Origin of the sequence: Pseudomonas sp. NPDC099000, from assembly GCF_044759925.1 — a bacterium.
Taxonomy (GTDB): Bacteria; Pseudomonadota; Gammaproteobacteria; order Pseudomonadales; family Pseudomonadaceae; genus Aquipseudomonas.
On sequence record NZ_JBIWAF010000017.1, the window covers coordinates 60,451 to 80,366 of the forward strand.

Here is a 19,916-nt window from a genome sequence, read left to right on the forward strand (position 1 = left end):
AAGGATTTTGTCGGACGGATTCTGTAACAAGGTTTTTGTAGGTGGGCTTAAGCTTTTTTTCACATGGGTTTCACCGGCCGCCGACGCTCGCCTCTCTACCCTCGCGGCATCGAATGACAATGGTGCATGCCGGCGAGGCGGCTTGATGTGGAATTGAGACTGAGTCTGTTCGGGATAAAACGCTCAATTAACCTGAGCCGTTTGACCCGCTATCGAAACACTGCCGTGGTGCTGGCCTCGGCGCTGCTGGTGATTCCATTGACCCTATGGCTGTTGCAGCCAGCCGCCGTACCGGACCTGGCGCATGGCAATGTGGCGGGCGCACGAGCGTTGGCCGCCGGCTGGGCCAAAGGCGATGTGATTGTGCTGATACGCCATGTCGAGCGCTGTGATCACTCGAATGCCGCGTGCCTGAGCGGCAACGATGGGATTACCGATCGTTCGCGCAGCGTCGCGGTCAGTGTCGGTGCGCGGTTCGAACAATTGGGGTTGGACAAGACCGATATCTACAACAGCCCGATGGTTCGTACCTCACAGACAGCCAGCTACATGTTCAACAAGGTCGGTGTGGGCGAAGACTGGCTGATCAGCTGTAGGGGCACGATGCTGCGTGATGCCCTGGCGCATAAAGTTGCGGGTCGCAATCTGATTCTGGTGACCCACAGCGAATGCATGGCGCAACTCGAAAAAGACCTCAAGTTGTCGACCTCCACGTTCGGTTACGGCGCCTCGTTGTTTATCTCCGCCCAAACTTCTCAAGCGCCGCGCATGCTCGGTTTCATTGAAGCTTCCGACTGGCGCTCGGTGACCACCGAATGAGTTTTTCCTCTGGATCTGGACATACGATGCTGACTTCTTCCCGCAACCGCTTCTACTGGGCGAACTTCGGTATTCCGCTGGCCTGCGCGGCCGTGGTTTTCCTGATGTTCGACATGACCCAAATCGACATCGCCTTCAGTAATCTTCTGTTTGATCCGGTCGCCCAGATCTTTCCGCTCGACAAGGTTCACTTCTTTGAAAAGCTCACCCACAAGTGGGCGCGCATCATTCCCAACTGGACCGCCGAGATTGCCTTGATCGGCGCAATGCTGTCGTTTGTCTGGCCGCTGATCAACAGCTCAAAGCATCCGCGCCTCGGTAGTTTTCTGGAGCGGAGCAAGGCGGCACCTGTGCTGCGATTTGCTTATGAGCATCGTCGGGATTTTCTGTTCGTCGTCTTCGCATTTGCCATTTGCACCGGCGTGATCCATTTCCTCAAGGCGCACACCAGCGTGTATTGCCCGATTGAAACGACCCTCTACGGTGGGAAATTGGCCCACGTGGAGTGGTACAACAACTTCCAGTTGTTCAGGGAAGCCGGTGATGGCCGTTGCTGGCCGGGTGGCCTTGCTTCCGGCGGCTTCACCATGCTCGCGCTGTACTTCGTGGCTCGCCGCTACTGCTGGCGCTACTCCAAGGCGCTGATGTACGGCGCGTTGCTGCTTGGGTTCGTCTACGGCACGACACGTGTCCTGCAAGGCTGGCACTACATGTCCCACACTTTCTGGGCCGGGATCTTCGTGTGGCTGGCCTGTTTGCTGACGGCGTTGGCATTCTATGGAAGAGCGCGGCTGGAGATGCCGGTGCTGCAAAAGGCTGAAGTGCCAACCGCTGAGCCTCTTACTGGTTTACAAAGTAGTAAGCCTGACGCCCCACCTTCATGGTCTTGAGCACTTTCAATGGCGCGGGCGGTTCGGTTTCAGCTCACACCCGGGCCTCCGTGGAACCTTGCAGTTAATGATTGCCCAAGGCAAAGAAAAACAGCAGGGCGGTCAGCAGAAGCAGGGAAGTGGCAGGGCGCGACATAGGCTTCTGGCTACCCAGCGGGTGGACCGGGAGGCCCGAGCATACGGGGCGAATGCTTAATGAATTGTGAACGGCCGCGAAGTATTACGAGAGGCGTCTGGACCAGCGCTGTTCCGGGGCTTCAAAGCGATCATTGATCAACGCGGTCAACACGTGATCCTGCCAGCGCCCGGCGATACTCAGGTAGGCCTTGGCGTAGCCCTCACGTTCAAATCCCAGACGCTCCAGCAGCCGCGCACTGCGTTCATTGCCGGGGATGTAATTGGCCATGATCCGGTGCAGTTTCTGCTCATCGAACATGTAGCCGATGCCTGCTTCCAGTGCTTCCTGCATCAAGCCCTGGCCCTGACGGGATTCGTCGATGTGGTACCCGAGATAACACGCCTGAAACGCTCCGCGAGTGATGCCGCTGAAGTTGCAGGCGCCGATCATCTGGCCGTTGTCCGGGTCCAGCAGCGCGAAATGCACCGCCAGGCCAGCCTCGAACGCACTCGCTTGCACTTCAAGGCGCGGACGGATGTTTTCAGGGCTGTGGTAATCGGTGGAGCGAATCGGCGACCACCGGGCGAGATGCCTTTGGTTGCGCCGGTAGAAATCGCTTTCCAGTGCGGCCTGTTCAGGGTCGAGCACCGCCAGCGTCAAGCGTTTACAGGGCAGGGACAACAGCGGCATTGGGCGCTCCGGTTCGTGGGGATCGTCGCGCAAGCATCGCGTGGCCAGCGGAAAAACTCAAACCTCCAGCGGCAACGTCACGATGAAGGTGCTGCCTTTGCTGTCGCCGTCGCTCAGGCCGATCACCGTGCCACCATGGGCTTCGACCAGCTCGCGAACGACCGTCAGGCCAATGCCGAGGCCCGCGCCATTAAAGCCGACGGCGTGAACGTCCTGAACAAAAGGGTCGAAGATAAAGGGCAGCGCTTTGGCGGAAATACCGATGCCGTCATCGCAAATACTCATCTCAAGCACGTTGGCTTCAGCGCTGACCAACAGCGTGACAGTACCGCCCGATGGCGTGTACTTGGCCGCATTGCCCAGCAGGTTGCCGAGAATCTGCGTGAGTCGCACCGGATCGCCGTTCACCGCCAATGCACATTTGGGCAACTCAGCCGTGAAATGCAGGTGCTGAGCGATCATCACCGGGCTGCACACGGCGATGGCGTCCTGAATGATCTGCGCCATGTCGACGATGCGGCAGTCGAGGCGCAACTTGCCGGTGCTGGCGCGGGATACATCGAGTAAATCTTCCACCAGCCGCGACATGTGCTGCACCTGACCTTCGATCAGCGCCTGCATACGCGGCAGTTCCTCACTGGGCACGCGCACCAGACGCCCGGCGATCATGCTGATGGGCGTTAGCGGATTGCGCAGTTCGTGGGCCACCAGGGTAAGAATGTTTCGTTGTTGTTCCAGAGTGTGTTCGGCGGATGCTTGCAGGTCTTGCGCGCTCAGGGCAGCGATCACCAATTGCGCGTTGGCTTCACGCATCTCCAGGAACAGTCGCTGTTCTTCCTGCGTGCGCTTTGGTTTTTCTGCATCTGACTGCGCCAACAGAATCGCCAGGACCAATTGCTGATTGGCCTCGATCAGTTGGTCAATCTGCTGGTGATCGGTGAGCTGGGTGTTGGCCTCGCTCAGTTCCTTGTTCAGCGCCGCCAGGACCGCGCGCGCTTCGACGGTTTTCTGGCCGAGCAGGAACAGTTCGCGAGCGGCAGTGGCCATCGCTTGCTCGTTCTTGCCATTGGCCTCATTCATGTTTTTTGCTCATCCATTGTCTTTGCCCAAACGCTGCCGGGTGGGCCGGCCTCCGAGCAAACCTTCCTGATCCGGCAACATTTCACCGACCTGCAGGCCTTTATCGTCGATGCTGTAAAGCCTCAACTCATCGGAGTGGGTGCTGGCCCGCAACTTGACCACGGCCATGATGCGCAACAAGCGACTCTGCACTTCAATGTAGCGCTGAACGATGATCGCGTCGGTAAGAAAAGCAGTTCCGTAAGGGCTGAAACGCAAATCGGTGTAGCGGTCTTCCAGCTCCGAGGTCATCAATACACTGACCCCGGCACTGGTCAGAGCCGTGACCATGCGCGACAGCGACTCACGAAAGTCTTCGCGGAAGGTCGGCGCCAGCGCCAGTTCGAACCCGGACAGCGAATCAATGACCACGCGGGTCGCTTTCAATCGGGCGATCTCGCTCAACAGCAACTGCACGACTTCGTCGATGGACAGATCTGGTGCACGGCTGTCCACCAGACCGATCTGTCCATTCTTAATCAGGTCCGCAAGGGTCGTGTTCTGGGAGTGACTAGGCCGTTGTTCGAACACCGCGATCACGCCGGTTTCGCCATTGCGCGCGCCCTCGGCGAGGAATGTCGCCGCCAGAATGCTTTTGCCCGAACCTGACGGTCCGGCCACCAGCAAGGAATAGCCACGAGGCAGGCCTCCGCCGAGCATCTCATCGAGTTGCGGCACGCCCATTTTCAGGCGCTTGATCGGGAACTCCAGCGGTGCTTCAACCGCGTCGAACGTCGCTGGCGCAAACACCTTGATCCCTGAGGTGGCGATGCGGAAGGTGTGCAGTCCTGGCAATGTTGGCTGGCCGCGCATCTTCATGATTTCCATCTTGCGCACCATGGAATTGCGCTGAACGCTCTGGCGCAGCCAGATCAGGCCATCGGCCACGGTGAAAATCGGGTTGGTGTCGGTTTCGGTGAAATACTCGCCAATCAGGAAGGTCGTTGCCTGCCAGGTGGTCATCAACATGCCCAGATGCTGAACGAACTGCGGCAGATTGTTGTTGGGGTTGTCCTGAGTCTGGCTCGCCAGCACCACGGAGCGGAACGAGTCGACGAATACCAGCGCCGGGGAGTGAGTCTCGACCTCGCTGACGATACGTCGCAGCACTTCGTCCAGATTACCGGCCAGGGTGTCGTCGGCCAGGTTGATATAGCGAATCGAATGGTTGATCGCTTCGCTGTCGAAAAAATCGAACTGTTGCTGATAGCGCAGCATCTTCAGCGGCGGCTCGCCCAGCACGGTAAAGAACAGCGCCGGACGCTCAGGCGTCGCCAGGGCGAACATCATCTGATGCGCCAGGGTAGTCTTGCCGCAGCCGGGAGGACCGGCGATCAGGTTGAACGAAAACTCCGGCAAACCTCCGCCCAGCACCTCGTCCATTCCTGGCACGCCGGTAGCCAGTCGGTTGATAGTCACTTTGGTGCTCATGGCGAATTTTCCTGCGAAGGGGTGTCGCTCAAAGAAGGTTCCCACACGTCACGAAGTAAACGTGCGGTGAGCAAGGGCCCAATCAGCGTGGTCAGCAGCTCGTAAAAAGTGGTTAGCAGCACTTCGCCGAAAAACAGCGCATCGGCTTCGCTTTGCTCAACGAGTAATGATGTGAGGGCTGTCAGGTCCATGCCGGCCGGCACTCTGTCGCAGGTGTCGGCCAAACGCGAATGAGTGGAGGCGCACAGGTGCAGGCTGCGGCGATAAAGCGCGACAACCCCTTGATGGCCGATGATGGGCGTGAGGGCTGCGTCCATGGCCCGCAAGGTTGAAACGATCGCGTGGGCGGTCTTTGCAATGTCAGCGTTGGGGCCAACGCGGTGCGTCAGAGAAGCTACGATCTGACGGCTCTCTTCGCTAAGCGTGGACATGGCTAACTGATATCTGATGGACAGCCTTTGATGGTACACCCTATGGCGTCATAGGGAGTGATTTGCGTCAATCGGGGCAAAAAGCAGACAAAAAAAAGCCCGCGGGAGGGCGGGCAAACTGTAGTTTCTTGAATGAGCGAGCGCAATGTACCGGTTGGAGAGGGCCGGTGGGGTGAAGAAAAATTCATCTGCGCGGTGCACCTATAGCCCGGTGCGCTTGGCCCTCTGCGTTTCTGTGGCGTCAGAAGTTGTACTTGAAGTTGGTCATGACCTTGCGCGGGGCCCCGTAATTGGCGAAAAGGGCGGGTGAGCTGTAGTACTCGCGATCGAACACGTTATTGAGGTTCACCGAAGTACTCAGGTTGCGGCTGATGTCATAGCGTGCCAGAAGATTGGCGATAGCGTAGCTGCCTTGGCTGAAGGTATGCAGGTCGTTGCCGGTTTTACTTTGCCAGTGACGCCGCCATCGGCATCAGTGGTGACTGAATACGCGTACCCCGCAGCCGTTTGCCAGCCTTCGGTTGGGTAAGGCAGCAGGAGGAGAGTATGGGGCTATGGTAAATGGTCCGCGGCGAAATCTGCCTCCGAGCGTGCCTGCAACCGGCCCTTGCGGCAGGCCTGCTGGAAGCGTTCGAAGTCGCGCTCATTCTGTGCGGCATAGTTTTTCGCATACTTGAACAGCGCGTCGGCCAGTGCATCGCTCTTGCCAATGTAGCCGCTGATCTGCGCGGCCTGCCCGGACGACTTGGCATGTGCGCGGGCGAGGGCGCGACCACAGACGCGACCATACTCGGCGAAGGTGTCCGCATCGAAGGTTTCAAGCTCTGCCGAGATTTTCATGTCGCGCAACTGCCGCACGTAGAAGTGTCGACCACTGGGGCCGGTGGTCCAGCCGAGAAACAGGTCACTGGCCGACTGCATCAATCGTTGACCCTCGACCACCCGCTGACCGTTATGCCGCAATGTTGATTTTGTCTTCGCGTAGTCGGCCAGCACCGAACGCCGTGCTTCCTTGAATTGCAGGAACAGCGGGAACTCCTGATCGTCAGTCAGCAAGGTCACCAGGCAACGGGTGCCAACACTGCCGACGCCCACCACTTTGAACGCCATGTCCTGAACGTGGAAACGTGAAAACAACGCTCGACGGTCAGCCTGCAGCGTGCCTGGATACTCGCGCATGAAGGCGTCGTAGATCGGCCGCCAATCCGAGTGGCGCAGCCAGTCATCGTCGGCATCCAGCAATGTGGTTTTTTTATGCAGGTGGAAAATTTCCGGCAGGTCATCGCGAATAATCAGATGGCCATGGGCGTCACGCTCGCTGATTTTCGGCAGCAGTTCGGCGTGGGAGCGGCCCTCGGCTTTTTCGATGGCACGCTCGATATGCTCGAGCGTTTTTTTGTTCGCCTGCTTGCGCAAGTCGTCGTAACGGATGGACTCGTACCAGGTTTCCAGCGAGCTTTGTTCGGCGCACTCGAGCATGGTTTCTTCATAGGCGGCGACCACTTCGCGGCAAACCGCTTCTTCGACCGTTTCGCCATGACGCAGATCGCGGGCGGCCACCACGATACTCGCCACCAGCCGTTTAACATCCCACTCCCAAGGGCCGGGATGGACCTCGTCGAAGTCGTGGACACCAAACAACAGATTGCGTTCGGGCGTGGCGAAACCGCCGAAGTTCATCAGGTGGCAATCGCCGCAGATCGGCGACGTCAGGCCCATGTTCGGCGTGGTGGCCAGGTCGTGGGCCTGCAAAAGCGCGGTGCCGCGATAGAAGGTGAAAGGGGAGACGAGCATGCGGCCGTAGCGGAGTTCGATCAGGGATTTGATTCGGCCTTCGCTGGACGCTTTGATCAGCGGGAGTGGGTCGCGGTTAGTTTTTCCCGTAGACGCTTGAGCGTTGCGGGGGCAGTTCTTGCGAGCGTCCTTGCCTTGCTTCAAGCGGGCTTTGAGGGTGGTCATGGGGGGGCCGTTTGGTGGGTTTTTGAGGTGTTTGCGGATTGATTGTAGAAGGAGAGCCGAAAGACGACGGGTAGCTAGATGATGTAAAGGCGCGGCGGTTGCCAGGGCGTCAAATTTTTGAAGCGAGAAGAGGTTTAAACCGAGTTTCTTTGCTCGAATCTGACCGCCTCTTCAACTGCGGCCGGAGGAATCTCATAGAGACGGGCCACACGTGCAAGATCTTTCCTCTCCGCTTGGTAGGCGTTGAAAATTGCAGCGGTATCGATTCCTTCATCAGAGAGAACTGGTTTACCAAAATTTCTAGATGGGTCGAGAACAATGGCTTTACTGCCCTTGACCGGATACCAGCGTAGTGCGGCGCGAGCCTTCTAGATCGCAGGCCAGGTCGGTGGTCATGACGTTGAGTGAGGCGAGGGTTTCGCAGGCATGAGCGAGCAGGGTTGGCGTGTCGACGTCGGGGAGGAGGGTGAAGACGTGGCTGATGGGATCGGGGTGATTTGGGTTGCGGAGGCGGGCGCTGATGGTTCGTTCGGTGGTTTCGGAGAGTTGGCTTAAATCGGGCGCGTCAGCATCTGAAAGTGCCGCAGATTCGGGCGGATTTGGGGTGATCTTTTTCACGATGGAACTCCTTGCGTTGGTGGAAGCTGCCAGTCCCCTGCTGTCAAACAGGATTGGGTGGCGGCTGTACGCGGGTTGACAGACCGGAAACGCAAGCATCCAGTGCATCCGAAGATGCCCCACGCACAGCCACCAGAACGAAACTGCACACGTGAAAGGATGCCGTTTTATCCGGAGGAGTGAAAGCTTGCGGTTCTTCAGCCTGTCAAAGCCGATCGCTGATTTGCAGCGACACCTGAAGGCTATCGATGCGGAACACCTTCCGCCAGTTCATGAAAGCCGATACGAGTTGCGGGAAGTTTCCTAGGACGAGGACTACGTTCTTACAAGTTAAAGCGTTCGCTAGGTCTTGCGAAGGTTTTGAGTTCCGAAAGCTGCTCTGTCAGAAACGAATTACGCTCCCAAGGTTCAATTCCTACAGATTCTGGCGGTTGACCGTGAGGAAGTGGACGGGCCAAAGTTTGCAAATCAGCTCAGTACAGCGTGTAGTCAATTGTTAGCTCTGCCCTGCAGTGCTGCGTTTTTCGAATTGTCTTTTGCCGCATTCGGTTTGCTGAAGCACAAGATCATCGATGGTTGATTCGCTGGGCTATACCTTCTTTAAAATAATGGGGTTATGAATGGCTAATACAAAACTCGCGTCTGTACCCACCCTAGGAGGGCGAATTCAAATTGGGGAGTTTGACGATCAGGCGGCAATTGATAAAACGTTGACGGCGGAGATTGTCATTGCTCTATGTGGTCCCATGGGCACGCCACTGCATGAGGTGGCCAAAACGTTTAAGGAACTGCTGGAAGGGGCAGATTATAATTATGATGATGTTGTAATAATCACCCTGAGTGATGAGATACGAGAAAAAACTAATCTGCAGAGCGAAAAGTCTATAGTCAAACTAATAGAGGCGGGTAATGACCTGAGAGAGCGATACGGGAACGCAATTCTTGCTCGCTTGGCTATAAGAAAAATTACTTTGTCTCGAGAGAGAGTACAAGTTTCTAATGATATTCAACAAAAAGGTCTTTTTGATGAGGTCCCTGACGGAGATATATTGCTGCCAAGAGCTACTCGCCGATGCTGTCATGTCATCGACTCCATAAAGCATGTTGATGAGCTACGTCTGTTACGCTCAGTTTATGGCGACATGTTACAGGTTGTGGGGGTTTACTCTCCTATTGAACTTAGAATAGAAAGGTTGGAGCGCCGAAAGGGACCTGGTGACGACATTCACAAACTCATAGACCGAGACTCTGGAGAAGAGGTCTCGCATGGCCAGAGGGTGGGAGACACATTTCCCCAGTCGGATTTCTTTTTGCGGGTGGACTCCACAACAGATACACATAGGCAGGCACGAGTTCGTCGGTTTCTTGATCTGCTTTTGGGTGCGAAGATAGTCACCCCTACGATCAATGAACGAGCTATGTATGCGGCGTTTTCTGCCGCTAGAAACTCTGCATGTTTATCTCGTCAAGTTGGCGCTGCTATTACTAGTGATGAGGGCGAGTTGATTTCCACTGGCTGGAATGATGTACCTAGAGCATTCGGCGGGTTATATGGTACTGCTGATCAGAACTCCTCATCGGATAATGATAGGCGTTGTTGGAATATGGATGGTGGAAAGTGCTTTAATGATGAGGAGAAAACCTTAATAGCTAATACTTTGGTAGATAAGCTTTTAGTAAAAGGGCTGATTAGTCCTGAGCTGCGTGGCGAAGTGTTTGAGCTTGTTCGCCATGACTCTCAATTAAAAAGTCTAATTGAGTTTTCGCGGGCCGTTCATGCAGAAATGCATGCGTTGTTGAGTGCTGGAGAGTCAAGCGGAAATAAAATTCGTGGAGGTAAATTATTTGTAACTACTTATCCTTGTCATTCCTGTGCTAGACATTTGGTTGCAGCAGGTGTGCGGGAGGTTTACTTCCTTGAACCTTACCGAAAAAGTCTTGCGACAAAGCTTCATGCAGACTCAATAACGGAGCGGGAAGGGGATATCGATAAGGTGCGGCTAATGCCCTTCGATGGAGTTGCGCCGTCTAGGTTTTTGAAGTTTTTTTCGGCCCATCCCGGTGGTCGGAAAAACGAGCAAGGTCAGATGCAGGTCAGGCAAGCTTCGCCCGTCACGGCTATAACATTGGAGGCTATCCCAACTCTTGAGGCATTGGCGGTGAATGCATTAGACTCTCGCGGCCTGCAAGACGGGCCTGCTCCCATTTTTTTGACCAACGGTAAGCAAGGAGAATAGCTGTGAAAAATGACGACCAGCTTTCTTTTCCTTTCGAGACTCGTGACGAGTTCAATTCAGGTCGCGGTGACTTAAAACATGCAATCCATGTCGCTGCTGCTTTAGACGCTAGCCTGTCTGTAACTTCAGGTAAAATACTTGCCTTTCCGCCGAGTACCCGGCTACCGCAAGGTGAGCATGCTGTAAGTGATCAAGCTTTGATCGAGAGGATTTTGAGCCGAGCTCGATTTTTTAGCTAATGTCGGCCGGTATGTCTCAGAAAACGCCCTATTCAGCGCAAAGCTAATGGGGGCGATTGCCTGCCACGACGCACCTCAATACTCCATAACCTCACCCCCCCGCAAAACCCACCCCGCCTCCCAAGGCACCAACCTGTACTGAATCTGCCGCATCTTCCCCGTTCTCCCGGCCCCGGCGTCCGCACTCTCATAAACCGGAAACCGCCGCACCAACGCGTTCTCTACCACCGCAAACTCATCCTCGCCCTGATAGCCCTCCGCTGCTTTTGCGTCCTCACTCACCGGCGGAAGATAAATCTCGCTAAGCGATTTTTTGCGATTCGCCGAATACGCCACGAGCTCACCTGGCAATCCGCGTCCCGGTGATCGGGCGAAGACGTAAATCTCTGGCGAACCATCCCGATCAAGGTCCGCCACCTCTGCCCGGACGATGTTTCCCATCAATGGTCGTGTGATGTCTGAATTATCGGTCTCCAGCCCTTGAGGCGAAATGCGCAGCACGCGATTGTCAATGATTCCCTCGGTCGCTACATGAAACCGAATCCCCTGCAATTCCAGGGTTTGGTCGAACGGCCGATTGCTATAGGTGGCATCAGCGGGGCTGAGGTTCAAAGAAAGGTTGTAGTTCGCCACTTCATTGCGCCGTGCAGCATTGCGCATGAGGTACACCTGAACCGTGTACTGGCCATCGACGGGCAACGGCCCCATAAAGTGATTGCCCATGATCGAGCCGTTGAACAGCGCATAGTCCGCGCCTTTGGCGGTGATGTTGAAGTAAGCCGATGCATTGGAGGGCTTGAGGTCGACGGTCAGTATCTGGCCTGCCTTCGCGCTCACACGGTATTGCGCGGTGAGCGGGCCCTGGATGGACTGGTTGAACTCGACGGCTTCGACGCCTTTATCGAAAGTGACGCGTTCGACACGAGGTGTAACCTTTGTGGCCGCGTGTGCGGACAGGGAAATCATGGCCGCAAGGGCGGTGGCAATCCAGATGTTCATGTTTGTTTTCCTGCAAGAGCGCCAGCGCTCAACGACCCGACCAAGATTGATTACAGCTCATCTGATCGAATCGTGTGCTTGAAATGATGCTCCCAAAGCATTACTCCCAACGCCCCGGTACGATCCAGCGATGACCCCACCGTGGAGGCGAAGCTCGGCTGGACGTCGACGATGTGGAGAGCTTGAAGCAATGGTGGGAGTTCCGCTCTAGACGTAGTTTGACGGTCTGGAGTGGCAATTGTATGACAGCTTGTAGCTAATAAATGTCGTCAAATAAGTGACGTTTTTAGAGGAAAAATACCGCTAGGCGATAAGTTAGACAAAGTATTGACAGTGCCAATCCGATCTCCCATTATCGGCCGCGTTTTGATGGCCTTGCGCCATAGAATCGGCGGACTTTAACCACTCGTATCCGCTCTAATGTTCAGGGAGAGATTTCATGTTTGTTGAGCGAATACTGGTGACTGGCGGTGCCGGGTTTATTGGCTCGCACCTCGTAGAAGCGTTGCTTGGCAAAGGCTACAAGGTTCGCGTGCTGGATAATTTGTCGACCGGCAAGGTCAGCAATCTACCGATGGATAATGCCAATCTGAACCTGGTCATCGGAGATGTCGCGGACGGCGCCGTCGTGGCGCAGGCCATGCGAGATTGCGGTGCTGTCGTTCACCTGGCGGCGGTGGCCTCGGTGCAAGCGTCGGTGGATGATCCGGTCAGCACCCATCAAAGCAACTTCGTCGGCACCCTCAACGTGTGTGAAAGCATGGTGAAGGCCGGGATCAAGCGCATGGTATTCGCGTCCAGCGCGGCCATCTACGGCAACAACGGCGAAGGCACGGCGATTCATGAAGACACGCCAAAATCCCCGCTCACGCCGTATGCCAGCGACAAACTGGCCAGCGAGCAATACCTCGATTTCTATCGCCGCGAGCATGGCCTGGAACCGATGATCTTTCGGTTCTTCAACATCTTCGGCCCGCGTCAGGATCCGTCATCGCCGTACTCCGGCGTGATCAGCATCTTTACCAAGCTGGCCATGGCCGAGCAGTCGGTGGCGATTTTCGGTGACGGTGCGCAGACCCGCGACTTCGTCTATGTCCAGGACCTCGTGAGCATCCTCGTGCAATCCCTGGAAGTCAGTGAGCCGAGCCCCGGCGCGGTGAACGTTGGCCTGAGTCGTTCCACCAGCCTCAACGACCTGATCGCTGAGTTGGGCGCCGTTACCGGCAGCCCGTTGAAGGTGATTCATCACGCGCCACGTCAAGGCGACATTCGCCATTCGCGCGCCAATAACAATCGCCTGCTCGAGCGTTTCAAGCTTCCGGAACCGACCGCCATCGGCAAGGGCCTGGCGCAGCTTATCCGCAGCCTCTAACCCGGCCGGTTCTTCTGTCCGACATCCAAGCAGTATCGGTTCAGTCAATTCAAGAGTGAGTTATGGAAATCGTTTTTCGCAGGACGCGTGTCCGCGCGGCCGCTAAACGGCTGCTCGCCGCTTTAGCGTTGTTCGTGAGCGGGCCCACCGTCCAGGCCGCAGCATTACCGCAACCCGCCAGCGTGGTTTTCTGGTACGCCGATCAACCACCCATTTCCGAGTTGGCGCAGTTCGACTGGTCGGTGGTCGAGCCGGGGCATATGACCGCGGGCGACGTCAAAACCCTGCGCAAGTTGGGCAGCCAGCCGTTCGCCTACCTGTCGGTGGGCGAGTTCCATGGTGGCAAGGCCGAGCTCGAAAAGGCATCCCTCACGGGAGCGGTCAGCCCGGTGCGCAACGGCGCGTGGGACAGCCAGGTCATGGACCTTGCGGCGCCCGCCTGGCGTGAACATTTGTTCGGCCGAGCCAAGGCGTTGCAGGCCGAAGGCTATGCCGGGTTGTTCCTCGACACCCTCGATAGCTTCCAGTTGCTGCCGGAGTCATCGCGAGAAACACAGCGTGTGGCACTCGCCGGTTTCCTGCGGGAATTGCACCAGCGTCAGCCGAACCTGAAGCTGTTTTTCAACCGTGGCTTCGAAGTGTTGCCCGACCTCGATGGCGTGGCCGCCGCCGTGGCGATCGAATCGATTCACGCCGGCTGGGACGCCTCCACCAAGCGCTATCGTCCGGTGCCTGAAGCAGACCGCGAGTGGCTGGAAACCCAGATCCAACCGTTGCGCGCCAAAGGCATCCCGCTGGTCGCCATCGACTACTTGCCGCCAGAACGCCGCGATGAAGCGCGCAAACTGGCCAAGCGTCTGCGCGATGAGGGCTTCATTCCCTACATCGGCACGCCTGAGCTGGACTCGATGGGCATCAGCAGCATCGAAATCCAGCCGCGCCGAATCGCGCTGCTTTACGATCCGCGCGAAGGTGACCTGGTGCGTAATGCCGGGCACACCTTGCTTGGCGGTTTGCTCGAATACCTCGGCTACCGGGTCGACTACCTGCCCGCCGACAGCTCCCTGCCGGAGCATCGTTTCAGCGGTTTGTACGCCGGGATCGTGACCTGGATGACCAGCGGCCCGCCGCAGGACGCGTCGGCGTTCAATAGCTGGATCGGCAAGCGGCTGGACGAACAGGTACCGGTGGTGTTCTTTTCCGGCCTGCCGATTCAAGACCCGCTGCTGCTCAAGCGTCTGGGCCTGAATCGCTCGGCGCCGATCGGCACTCAAGCGTTGACCATCAGCTATCAGGACAAGGCGCTGATCGGCGCCTTCGAAGCGCCGGTGCAGCCCCGATCCCGTGACCTGACCGCGATCTCCCTGCTGCCCAAAGGTCCGAAAGCCGCGTTGCTGCTGACCGCTGCCGACGGCCAGACATTTGCCCCGGTGGCGACGGCCGAGTGGGGCGGTGTTGCCCTTGCGCCGTACATTCTCGAAACGAACAACGAGCGCAGCCGCTGGATTCTCGATCCGTTCGCTTTCCTCCAGGCCAGCTTGCGCTTGCCGGTTCAGCCGCGTCCGGACACCACCACTGAAAACGGCCGTCGCATCGCGACCGTGCACATCGATGGCGATGGTTTTCCGTCGCGCGCCGAAGTGCGCGGCACGCCCTATGCCGGCAAGCAAGTGCTCGACGATTTCATTCGACCCAACCCGTTCCTGACCTCGGTTTCGATCGTCGAAGGCGAGATTTCTCCGCGCGGCATGTTCCCGTTCCTGGCCCGCGAACTGGAACCCATTGCCCGTGAGTTGTTTGCCAACCCGAAAGTCGAAGTCGCCAGTCACACCTTCAGCCATCCGTTTTTCATGCAGCCGGAAGTGGCGCAGAAACGTGAGAATTTCAACCCGGAATACGGTTTGAAAATGGCCATCCCGGGCTACGACAAAATCGATTTCCGTCGCGAGATTTTTGGCTCGCGCGATTACATCAACCAGCAGCTCACCACCCCGGAAAAACCGGTGAAGCTGATCTTCTGGCCGGGCGATGCATTGCCCTCGGCAGCCACCCTCAAGCTGGCCTACGACGCGGGCCTGAAAAACGTCAACGGCGCCGAGACCCTGCTGACCAAGGCCAACCCGTCGCTGACCGGCCTCAACCCCTTGCTGCGCCCCACCGAAGGCGGCTTGCAGTACTACGCGCCGATCATCAACGAGAACCTCTACACCAACCTGTGGAAGGGGCCGTATTACGGTTTCCGCGATGTGATCGACACCTTCGAACTCACCGACAGCCCACGACGCTTGCGTGGCCTGCACCTGTATTACCACTTCTATTCGAGCACCAAGCAGGCCTCGATCAAGGCGATGAACGAGATCTACGGCTACATGAAGGACCAGCAGCCGATGTCGCTGTGGATGAGCGACTACCTCGATCGTGTGCACGGTTTGTATCAGGCCAGTCTGGCGCGTACCGCCGAGGGCAACTGGCAGGTTCGTGGGATGGATGCGCTGCGCACCCTTCGACTCGACCCGCAAATGGGCTGGCCGGACCTGCTGCGTTCGCAAGGCGTTGCCGGTGTTCGCGACTTGCCGCAAGGCCGGTATGTGGCGTTGAGCAGTGACCAGGCATTGCTGGTGTTGCGTCCCGATCGGGATCAACGACCGGCGCTGGAGGAGGCCAATCTGCCGTTGCTGGACTGGAAATATGTGGATGAAAAACACGTGACCTTTTCGTTTGCCGGGCAGGTCGACCTGACCTTCTCTGTGCGTTCGGCGAGCAGCTGCCGGGTGGAAGTGGACGGGCAACCTTTTGCAGGCAAGGCATCCGCCGGCCTGTGGACTTTTCAATTACCAATGAAGCAGGTGAGTCATGGTCAGCTCTACTGCATCTAACTCCTCAGCAACTAAAAGCAGCCGCCTGCTCAATCCCTGGGCATTGGCGGTGGTGGCGGTGGCCGTGGGCGGCCTGTTGTGGCTGACGTTCCAGCGCGAAGAAGTGTTCCAGCCGGACGGCCGTGAGCCGGATGCGGTCTCGGCCAATTACGCCGAACTGCTGCTGGCGGCGCACCCGGATGACGATCACCTGCGCTTGCAACTGGTCGATCTGTTGATCCGTCTCGGCGACTACCCGAAGGCGCGCCAGCACCTTGAGAACTGGCCGAAACCGGTCGTCGAGTTGCAGGCCTATTACCGACTGGAACTCGACGCGTTGGAAGCGGCGAAAGCCAATGATCCGATCGCACAGAAAGTCTTGATCGAACGCCTGCAAAGCTTCGATCACCGCCTGTTGCCGCTGCCACAATTGCAGAACCTGGCCAAGCTGGCGTTGACCTTACAGGCGCCGGCCTTCGCTGCCAGCGTCTACGAAGAAATCGCCGATCGTGATCCGGCCCAGCGCATTGCTGCACTCAAGTCCGCCGCGCAGTGGTACCTGGCCGGTGAGCAACCGGGTCGCGCCGCCGACATTTATTTGCTGCTCAAACAGGACAGCCGACAAGCGTCCGAGCGTCGTGAATACGCGCAGCTGGCATTCAACAGTCTGTTGGCTGCCGGTCGCGGTGAACAGGCCGCGCGCGTACTGGCCGATGAACTGGACCAGCTAAAGGATCCGCAAACCGATTCGCCGTGGCTGGAGCAGGGCGTCGACGTTGCCGTCGGCAGCAAGCGCTTTGATCTGGCGCAGCGCTTTCTGGATCAGTGGCGCGTGTTGCAGCCGGACAACCCGCAAATCCTGCGCAAGGAATTCAGCATGCGCCTGGCCCTCGGTGAGCTGGCCGGAGCCTGGGACAGTGGTCAGCAGCTGGTGGCTGAGCACCCGGATGACTTGGCGTTGCTCGAGCAAATGGCGCATCTGGGCGAATGGCGTGGCGACAGTCAGGCCGCGCTGGGCTACTGGATTCGCCTGCTGAAACTGCACGAAGACCCGCAAACCCGTGAACACGCCTGGCGTCTGGCCAGTCAGCAGTACGACTTCGACCGGGCGATTCCGTTGCTCGCCGAGATCATGGAGCAGCGTGCGCTGACTGACGTTGAACTCGATGCGCTGAACTACGCTCACGAATCCCGCGGCACGCCGACCCAAGCCGAAGCCTGGTTGCACGCTTACTTGCGCAAGTACCCGGCGCATCGCCTGGCCTGGACACGCCTGCTGCAAAACCTCGAAAACACCGGGCAGTTCGCGAAGAAAACCGAGGTCTACCAGCGTTACTCGAAACGTTTCGCACTGACCACGACCGAGCGCGTGGATTGGGCCAGTACCGACCTGAAGCTGTTTGATAACCAGGCAGCGTGGGACGTGTTGCAGGTCGATAACCGCAAGATCACCGATGCGGGTTACTGGCGCTTGCGCGCGGCACTGGCCTGGGACCTGGAACTCGACGACGAGTTGCAGGTGTCCCTGGAACGACTCCTCGCGCTCAAGGGTTCGCTCAACAGCGGCGACGAGAGTCAGCTGATCACCATGTATCGCACCAGCGATCCAAAGCGGGCGCTGACCATGATGGTCGGCAGCTGGCACCGCACCCGTGATCCGCAGCGTCTGGTTGAATCGTTGCAGCAAGCCCAGGAATTGCAGGACTGGCCGCAAGTGGTCGCGCTGCTCAAAGACGCCGAGCAATACCCGGAGGCTAACGAGCAAGCACAAGTGCTGGCGATTCGCGGTGCGTTGGCAGTGCAGCAGGGCAATATCGACGAGGCGCAGCGTTTGTACCTGTTGGGTCTGTCGCGTTTCCCGGATGACAACTTGTTCCGCGAGCGCCTGATGTGGCTTTACGTCGACCAAGGCAACACCGCCGCGCTCAAGCCTTTGCTGACGGAATGGAAACCCCAGGCGCGCCAGGACCGAATCCTCTGGCTGCCGTTCGCCAGTGCCAGTCAGATGCTCGGTCGCGATGCCGAAGCGTTGGCCTGGTATCGCATGTACCTCAAGACCAGTCCGCAGGATTGGCTGGTGCGTGCGGCCTACGCCGATGCCCTCGAAAGTGCCGGTTATCAGGACGCGGCCCAACGGTTGCGCCTGAAGCTGCTGCGCAGCCCCGAAGGCGAAAACATTCAGCCATCGTCCCAGCGTTATGCGATCTGGTTGCGCTTGATGACCAGCAGTTACTCGCCGGCCAAGGCTCAGCAGGAAGTGGCGAAGTGGAAGGACGGCTCGCCGGCGATGCTGCAATTGTGGTTCGAACGGTTGCTGGCGCGTCTCGACGCAACCAACCAGGAATCGCAGAAAGACCAGTGGCTGGAGTGGGCGCGCAGCCAGGGCTTGAAAGTCCAGCGTTACGAAGAAATCCAGCAAGCCTTGCGCAGCCGAAACAAGGCGCAGGTCGAAACGCTGTTGGCCAGTAGCGACCTCAACCCGGCGCAACGCGCCCAGGCCTTGAGTCGTCTCGGCCGCTTCGACGAAGCCCTCGACCTCAGCCAGTCCGCACTGGGTGACGATCAACCGGCCGCCGTGCGCGAGCAATTGCGCCGTCAGGCTGTTGAGCTCCAGGAACTGACGCCGCAAGGCGCGCAGCTGTCCTGGCATCAACAGGATTTCGGTGGCCTGGAATTCAACGCACCGCGTCTGCAAATCGCGCACAACCTCGGCGCTCAGTGGTACGCCAACCTTGAGCTGGAGAACGGCACCTACAACAGCGATCAGCTGATCGAATCGCGCATGGGCGATGAGCGCAACGCCGCGCTGACCCTGCAACGTTCGGTGGAAGACGGCGGCTACAAACTGTTCGCCGACACCAGCCAGCGCAAGGACGATGACCGTACCGGTCTGGGCCTGTCCCGGACCTGGCAGTTGAGCGCCAGCGACCAGATCGAGACCGGTGTGGACTGGCATCGCAAAAGCGAAGACAGCGGCCTGATGCGCGCTTTCGGCCAGCACGACAGCGTGTGGGTCGGCGGTCGTCACGGGCTCTCGGCGCGGGATCAGATCAGCTGGGAAGTGGCGCAGAAATCGTTCTCGACGCGTGCGGGCGATTCCCTGGGCAACGGCCAGGCGCTGAAGATGGAATACAACCACACGCTGGAATTCGCCGGACCTAACTGGACCGTGCGCAGCGGTGTCGATTATCAGCACAACAACGTCAAGGACCGCACCCTGGAAGACCTGTCCAGCGCCAACGACGGTCCGGTGAAAAGCGTTGATGACTCGGACGATCCTGCGGTCGTGACGGCCAACGATCTGCTGCAAAGCCGTTATGGCCAACTGTATGTCGGCAGTTCATGGCGTCGCGGTTTGCCGGGCGCCCTTGTACGCACACGCCCGCAATACACCTGGCTGGTGGACGTGACGGCGGGCTGGCAATGGCTGGATCAAACCTTCAACTACGGCATCAACACCGGGATCGGCGTCGAGGTGCTGGGCGGTGACGAATTGGCCCTCACCGTCGGCTACCAATCCGCGCCACAAGGCGGAGATGGTCAGGCAGGCGGAACACTGGGTGTGAGCTACGGCGTGCGATTCGGACGCTGATCATGAAATGTTTACAGGAGAAAAACTGATGCAAGCAATTCGTAATCTGAGCCTGGCTCTGGCAGTCCTGTTCGTCGCCGGATGCGCCAGCTTCACCGGTGACACCAGCCCGAACCTTCCGCGCACTGCGAAGTGGGGCACCGTGCCGATGATCAACTATTCGCAAACCCCGCAAGCCGGTGAACGCGCCGAGCAGATTTTGCTCAGCGTGCTCAGCAGTCACGGTCTGCAACCACGGGTTTACCCGGTCGGCACTCAGGGCGAACAAGCGCTGATGGACGACAACGAACGCCTGGCCGGTGCCCTCGACTGGGCACGGGATCAGAAGCTTGATTACGTGGTCGCCGGCAGCGTTGAAGAGTGGCAGTACAAGAACGGTCTGGACGGCGAACCGGCCGTGGGCATCAGCCTGCGCGTGCTCGAAGCCAGCAGCGGTCGTGTGCTCTGGAGCAAAAGCGGCGCGCGTGCGGGCTGGTCCCGTGAAAGCCTCGCCGGCACCGCGCAAACGGTGCTCGACACACTTGTTGGCGCCCTTCGGTTCGAGTGA

General features: G+C 58.2%; 15 protein-coding genes and 3 pseudogenes. 8 read left to right on the forward strand and 10 right to left on the reverse strand.

The features are described 5' to 3' along the window. Positions 1-147: 147 nt before the first annotated feature. Positions 148-819, forward strand: a complete 672-nt coding sequence (locus ACIQV9_RS19395) for a histidine phosphatase family protein (RefSeq protein WP_403104573.1) — start codon at positions 148-150, stop codon at positions 817-819. Between the two features lie 26 nt (positions 820-845). After that, positions 846-1,709 carry a phosphatase PAP2 family protein gene (locus ACIQV9_RS19400; RefSeq protein ID WP_403104575.1) on the forward strand — a complete coding sequence of 288 codons (864 nt, stop codon included), beginning with the start codon at positions 846-848 and terminating at the stop codon, positions 1,707-1,709. Positions 1,710-1,929: 220 nt separating this feature from the next. Here ACIQV9_RS19400 and rimJ read toward each other — a convergent pair whose 3' ends face one another. The 8 genes and pseudogenes from rimJ to ACIQV9_RS19440 form a co-directional block, all read right to left on the reverse strand. Next, positions 1,930-2,517, reverse strand: coding sequence for a ribosomal protein S5-alanine N-acetyltransferase (gene rimJ, locus ACIQV9_RS19405; RefSeq protein WP_403104577.1), 588 nt, complete (start codon positions 2,515-2,517; stop codon positions 1,930-1,932). A 57-nt stretch (positions 2,518-2,574) separates the two neighbouring features. Further along, entirely contained in the window at positions 2,575-3,597 is a 1,023-nt protein-coding gene (locus ACIQV9_RS19410; protein ID WP_403104579.1) for a sensor histidine kinase, read from the reverse strand. A gap of 9 nt (positions 3,598-3,606) precedes the next feature. After that, a complete protein-coding gene (locus tag ACIQV9_RS19415) occupies positions 3,607-5,067 on the reverse strand; it encodes an RAD55 family ATPase (RefSeq protein ID WP_403104581.1) in 1,461 nt (486 codons plus the stop codon). Beyond that, positions 5,064-5,498: a hypothetical protein gene (locus ACIQV9_RS19420; RefSeq protein ID WP_403104583.1), complete on the reverse strand. Its 435-nt coding sequence runs from the start codon at positions 5,496-5,498 to the stop codon at positions 5,064-5,066. The genes ACIQV9_RS19415 and ACIQV9_RS19420 overlap by 4 nt, the downstream gene beginning before the upstream one ends. 241 nt (positions 5,499-5,739) lie before the next feature. Further along, positions 5,740-6,017 (reverse strand): annotated as a pseudogene (locus tag ACIQV9_RS19425) (TonB-dependent siderophore receptor); the annotation flags it as partial. Between the two features lie 33 nt (positions 6,018-6,050). Then, the gene (locus ACIQV9_RS19430; protein WP_403104585.1) at positions 6,051-7,457 is read right to left on the reverse strand and encodes a DUF2252 domain-containing protein; all 1,407 of its coding nucleotides are present in this window, start codon (positions 7,455-7,457) and stop codon (positions 6,051-6,053) included. 134 nt (positions 7,458-7,591) lie between these two features. Further along, positions 7,592-7,816: pseudogene (locus tag ACIQV9_RS19435) on the reverse strand (DUF433 domain-containing protein); the annotation flags it as partial. Beyond that, positions 7,782-8,075 carry a DUF6124 family protein gene (locus ACIQV9_RS19440; protein WP_403104587.1) on the reverse strand — a complete coding sequence of 98 codons (294 nt, stop codon included), beginning with the start codon at positions 8,073-8,075 and terminating at the stop codon, positions 7,782-7,784. The pseudogene ACIQV9_RS19435 and the gene ACIQV9_RS19440, both read right to left, overlap by 35 nt. 620 nt (positions 8,076-8,695) lie before the next feature. On the opposite strand from ACIQV9_RS19440, the gene ACIQV9_RS19445 reads away from it, so the two are divergent. After that, complete coding sequence (locus ACIQV9_RS19445) at positions 8,696-10,312, forward strand: anti-phage dCTP deaminase (RefSeq protein WP_403104589.1); 1,617 nt, start codon at positions 8,696-8,698, stop codon at positions 10,310-10,312. Positions 10,313-10,314: 2 nt separating this feature from the next. Then, positions 10,315-10,551 (forward strand): hypothetical protein, encoded by a 237-nt coding sequence (locus tag ACIQV9_RS19450; protein WP_403104591.1) that lies wholly within the window; start codon positions 10,315-10,317, stop codon positions 10,549-10,551. 75 nt (positions 10,552-10,626) lie between these two features. Here ACIQV9_RS19450 and ACIQV9_RS19455 read toward each other — a convergent pair whose 3' ends face one another. Beyond that, positions 10,627-11,550 carry a hypothetical protein gene (locus ACIQV9_RS19455; protein ID WP_403104593.1) on the reverse strand — a complete coding sequence of 308 codons (924 nt, stop codon included), beginning with the start codon at positions 11,548-11,550 and terminating at the stop codon, positions 10,627-10,629. Positions 11,551-11,600: 50 nt separating this feature from the next. After that, positions 11,601-11,693 (reverse strand): annotated as a pseudogene (locus ACIQV9_RS19460) (hydrolase); the annotation flags it as partial. A 296-nt stretch (positions 11,694-11,989) separates the two neighbouring features. Between ACIQV9_RS19460 and ACIQV9_RS19465 the strand changes: the two are divergent. The 4 genes from ACIQV9_RS19465 to ACIQV9_RS19480 all read left to right on the forward strand — a co-directional run bounded on the left by ACIQV9_RS19465 (position 11,990) and on the right by ACIQV9_RS19480 (position 19,916). Further along, entirely contained in the window at positions 11,990-12,922 is a 933-nt protein-coding gene (locus ACIQV9_RS19465; RefSeq protein ID WP_403104595.1) for an NAD-dependent epimerase/dehydratase family protein, read from the forward strand. A gap of 62 nt (positions 12,923-12,984) precedes the next feature. Beyond that, positions 12,985-15,798, forward strand: coding sequence for an endo alpha-1,4 polygalactosaminidase (locus ACIQV9_RS19470; RefSeq protein WP_403104597.1), 2,814 nt, complete (start codon positions 12,985-12,987; stop codon positions 15,796-15,798). Further along, positions 15,776-19,369, forward strand: a complete 3,594-nt coding sequence (locus ACIQV9_RS19475; protein WP_403104599.1) for a tetratricopeptide repeat protein — start codon at positions 15,776-15,778, stop codon at positions 19,367-19,369. Before ACIQV9_RS19470 ends, ACIQV9_RS19475 begins: the two co-directional genes overlap by 23 nt. A 28-nt stretch (positions 19,370-19,397) precedes the next feature. Beyond that, on the forward strand, positions 19,398-19,916 hold the full coding sequence (locus ACIQV9_RS19480) for a penicillin-binding protein activator LpoB (RefSeq protein WP_403104601.1): 519 nt from the start codon (positions 19,398-19,400) through the stop codon (positions 19,914-19,916).

What these genes read in the sequence shown, in the direction of transcription:
- ACIQV9_RS19400 (WP_403104575.1), top strand. Translation starts at nt 846, where the DNA reads ATGCTGACTTCTTCCCGCAACCGCTTCTACTGGGCGAACTTCGGTATT.
- rimJ (WP_403104577.1), bottom strand. Translation starts at nt 2,517, where the DNA reads ATGCCGCTGTTGTCCCTGCCCTGTAAACGCTTGACGCTGGCGGTGCTC.
- ACIQV9_RS19410 (WP_403104579.1), bottom strand. Translation starts at nt 3,597, where the DNA reads ATGAATGAGGCCAATGGCAAGAACGAGCAAGCGATGGCCACTGCCGCT.
- ACIQV9_RS19415 (WP_403104581.1), bottom strand. Translation starts at nt 5,067, where the DNA reads ATGAGCACCAAAGTGACTATCAACCGACTGGCTACCGGCGTGCCAGGA.
- ACIQV9_RS19420 (WP_403104583.1), bottom strand. Translation starts at nt 5,498, where the DNA reads ATGTCCACGCTTAGCGAAGAGAGCCGTCAGATCGTAGCTTCTCTGACG.
- ACIQV9_RS19430 (WP_403104585.1), bottom strand. Translation starts at nt 7,457, where the DNA reads ATGACCACCCTCAAAGCCCGCTTGAAGCAAGGCAAGGACGCTCGCAAG.
- ACIQV9_RS19445 (WP_403104589.1), top strand. Translation starts at nt 8,696, where the DNA reads ATGGCTAATACAAAACTCGCGTCTGTACCCACCCTAGGAGGGCGAATT.
- ACIQV9_RS19455 (WP_403104593.1), bottom strand. Translation starts at nt 11,550, where the DNA reads ATGAACATCTGGATTGCCACCGCCCTTGCGGCCATGATTTCCCTGTCC.
- ACIQV9_RS19465 (WP_403104595.1), top strand. Translation starts at nt 11,990, where the DNA reads ATGTTTGTTGAGCGAATACTGGTGACTGGCGGTGCCGGGTTTATTGGC.
- ACIQV9_RS19470 (WP_403104597.1), top strand. Translation starts at nt 12,985, where the DNA reads ATGGAAATCGTTTTTCGCAGGACGCGTGTCCGCGCGGCCGCTAAACGG.
- ACIQV9_RS19475 (WP_403104599.1), top strand. Translation starts at nt 15,776, where the DNA reads ATGGTCAGCTCTACTGCATCTAACTCCTCAGCAACTAAAAGCAGCCGC.
- ACIQV9_RS19480 (WP_403104601.1), top strand. Translation starts at nt 19,398, where the DNA reads ATGCAAGCAATTCGTAATCTGAGCCTGGCTCTGGCAGTCCTGTTCGTC.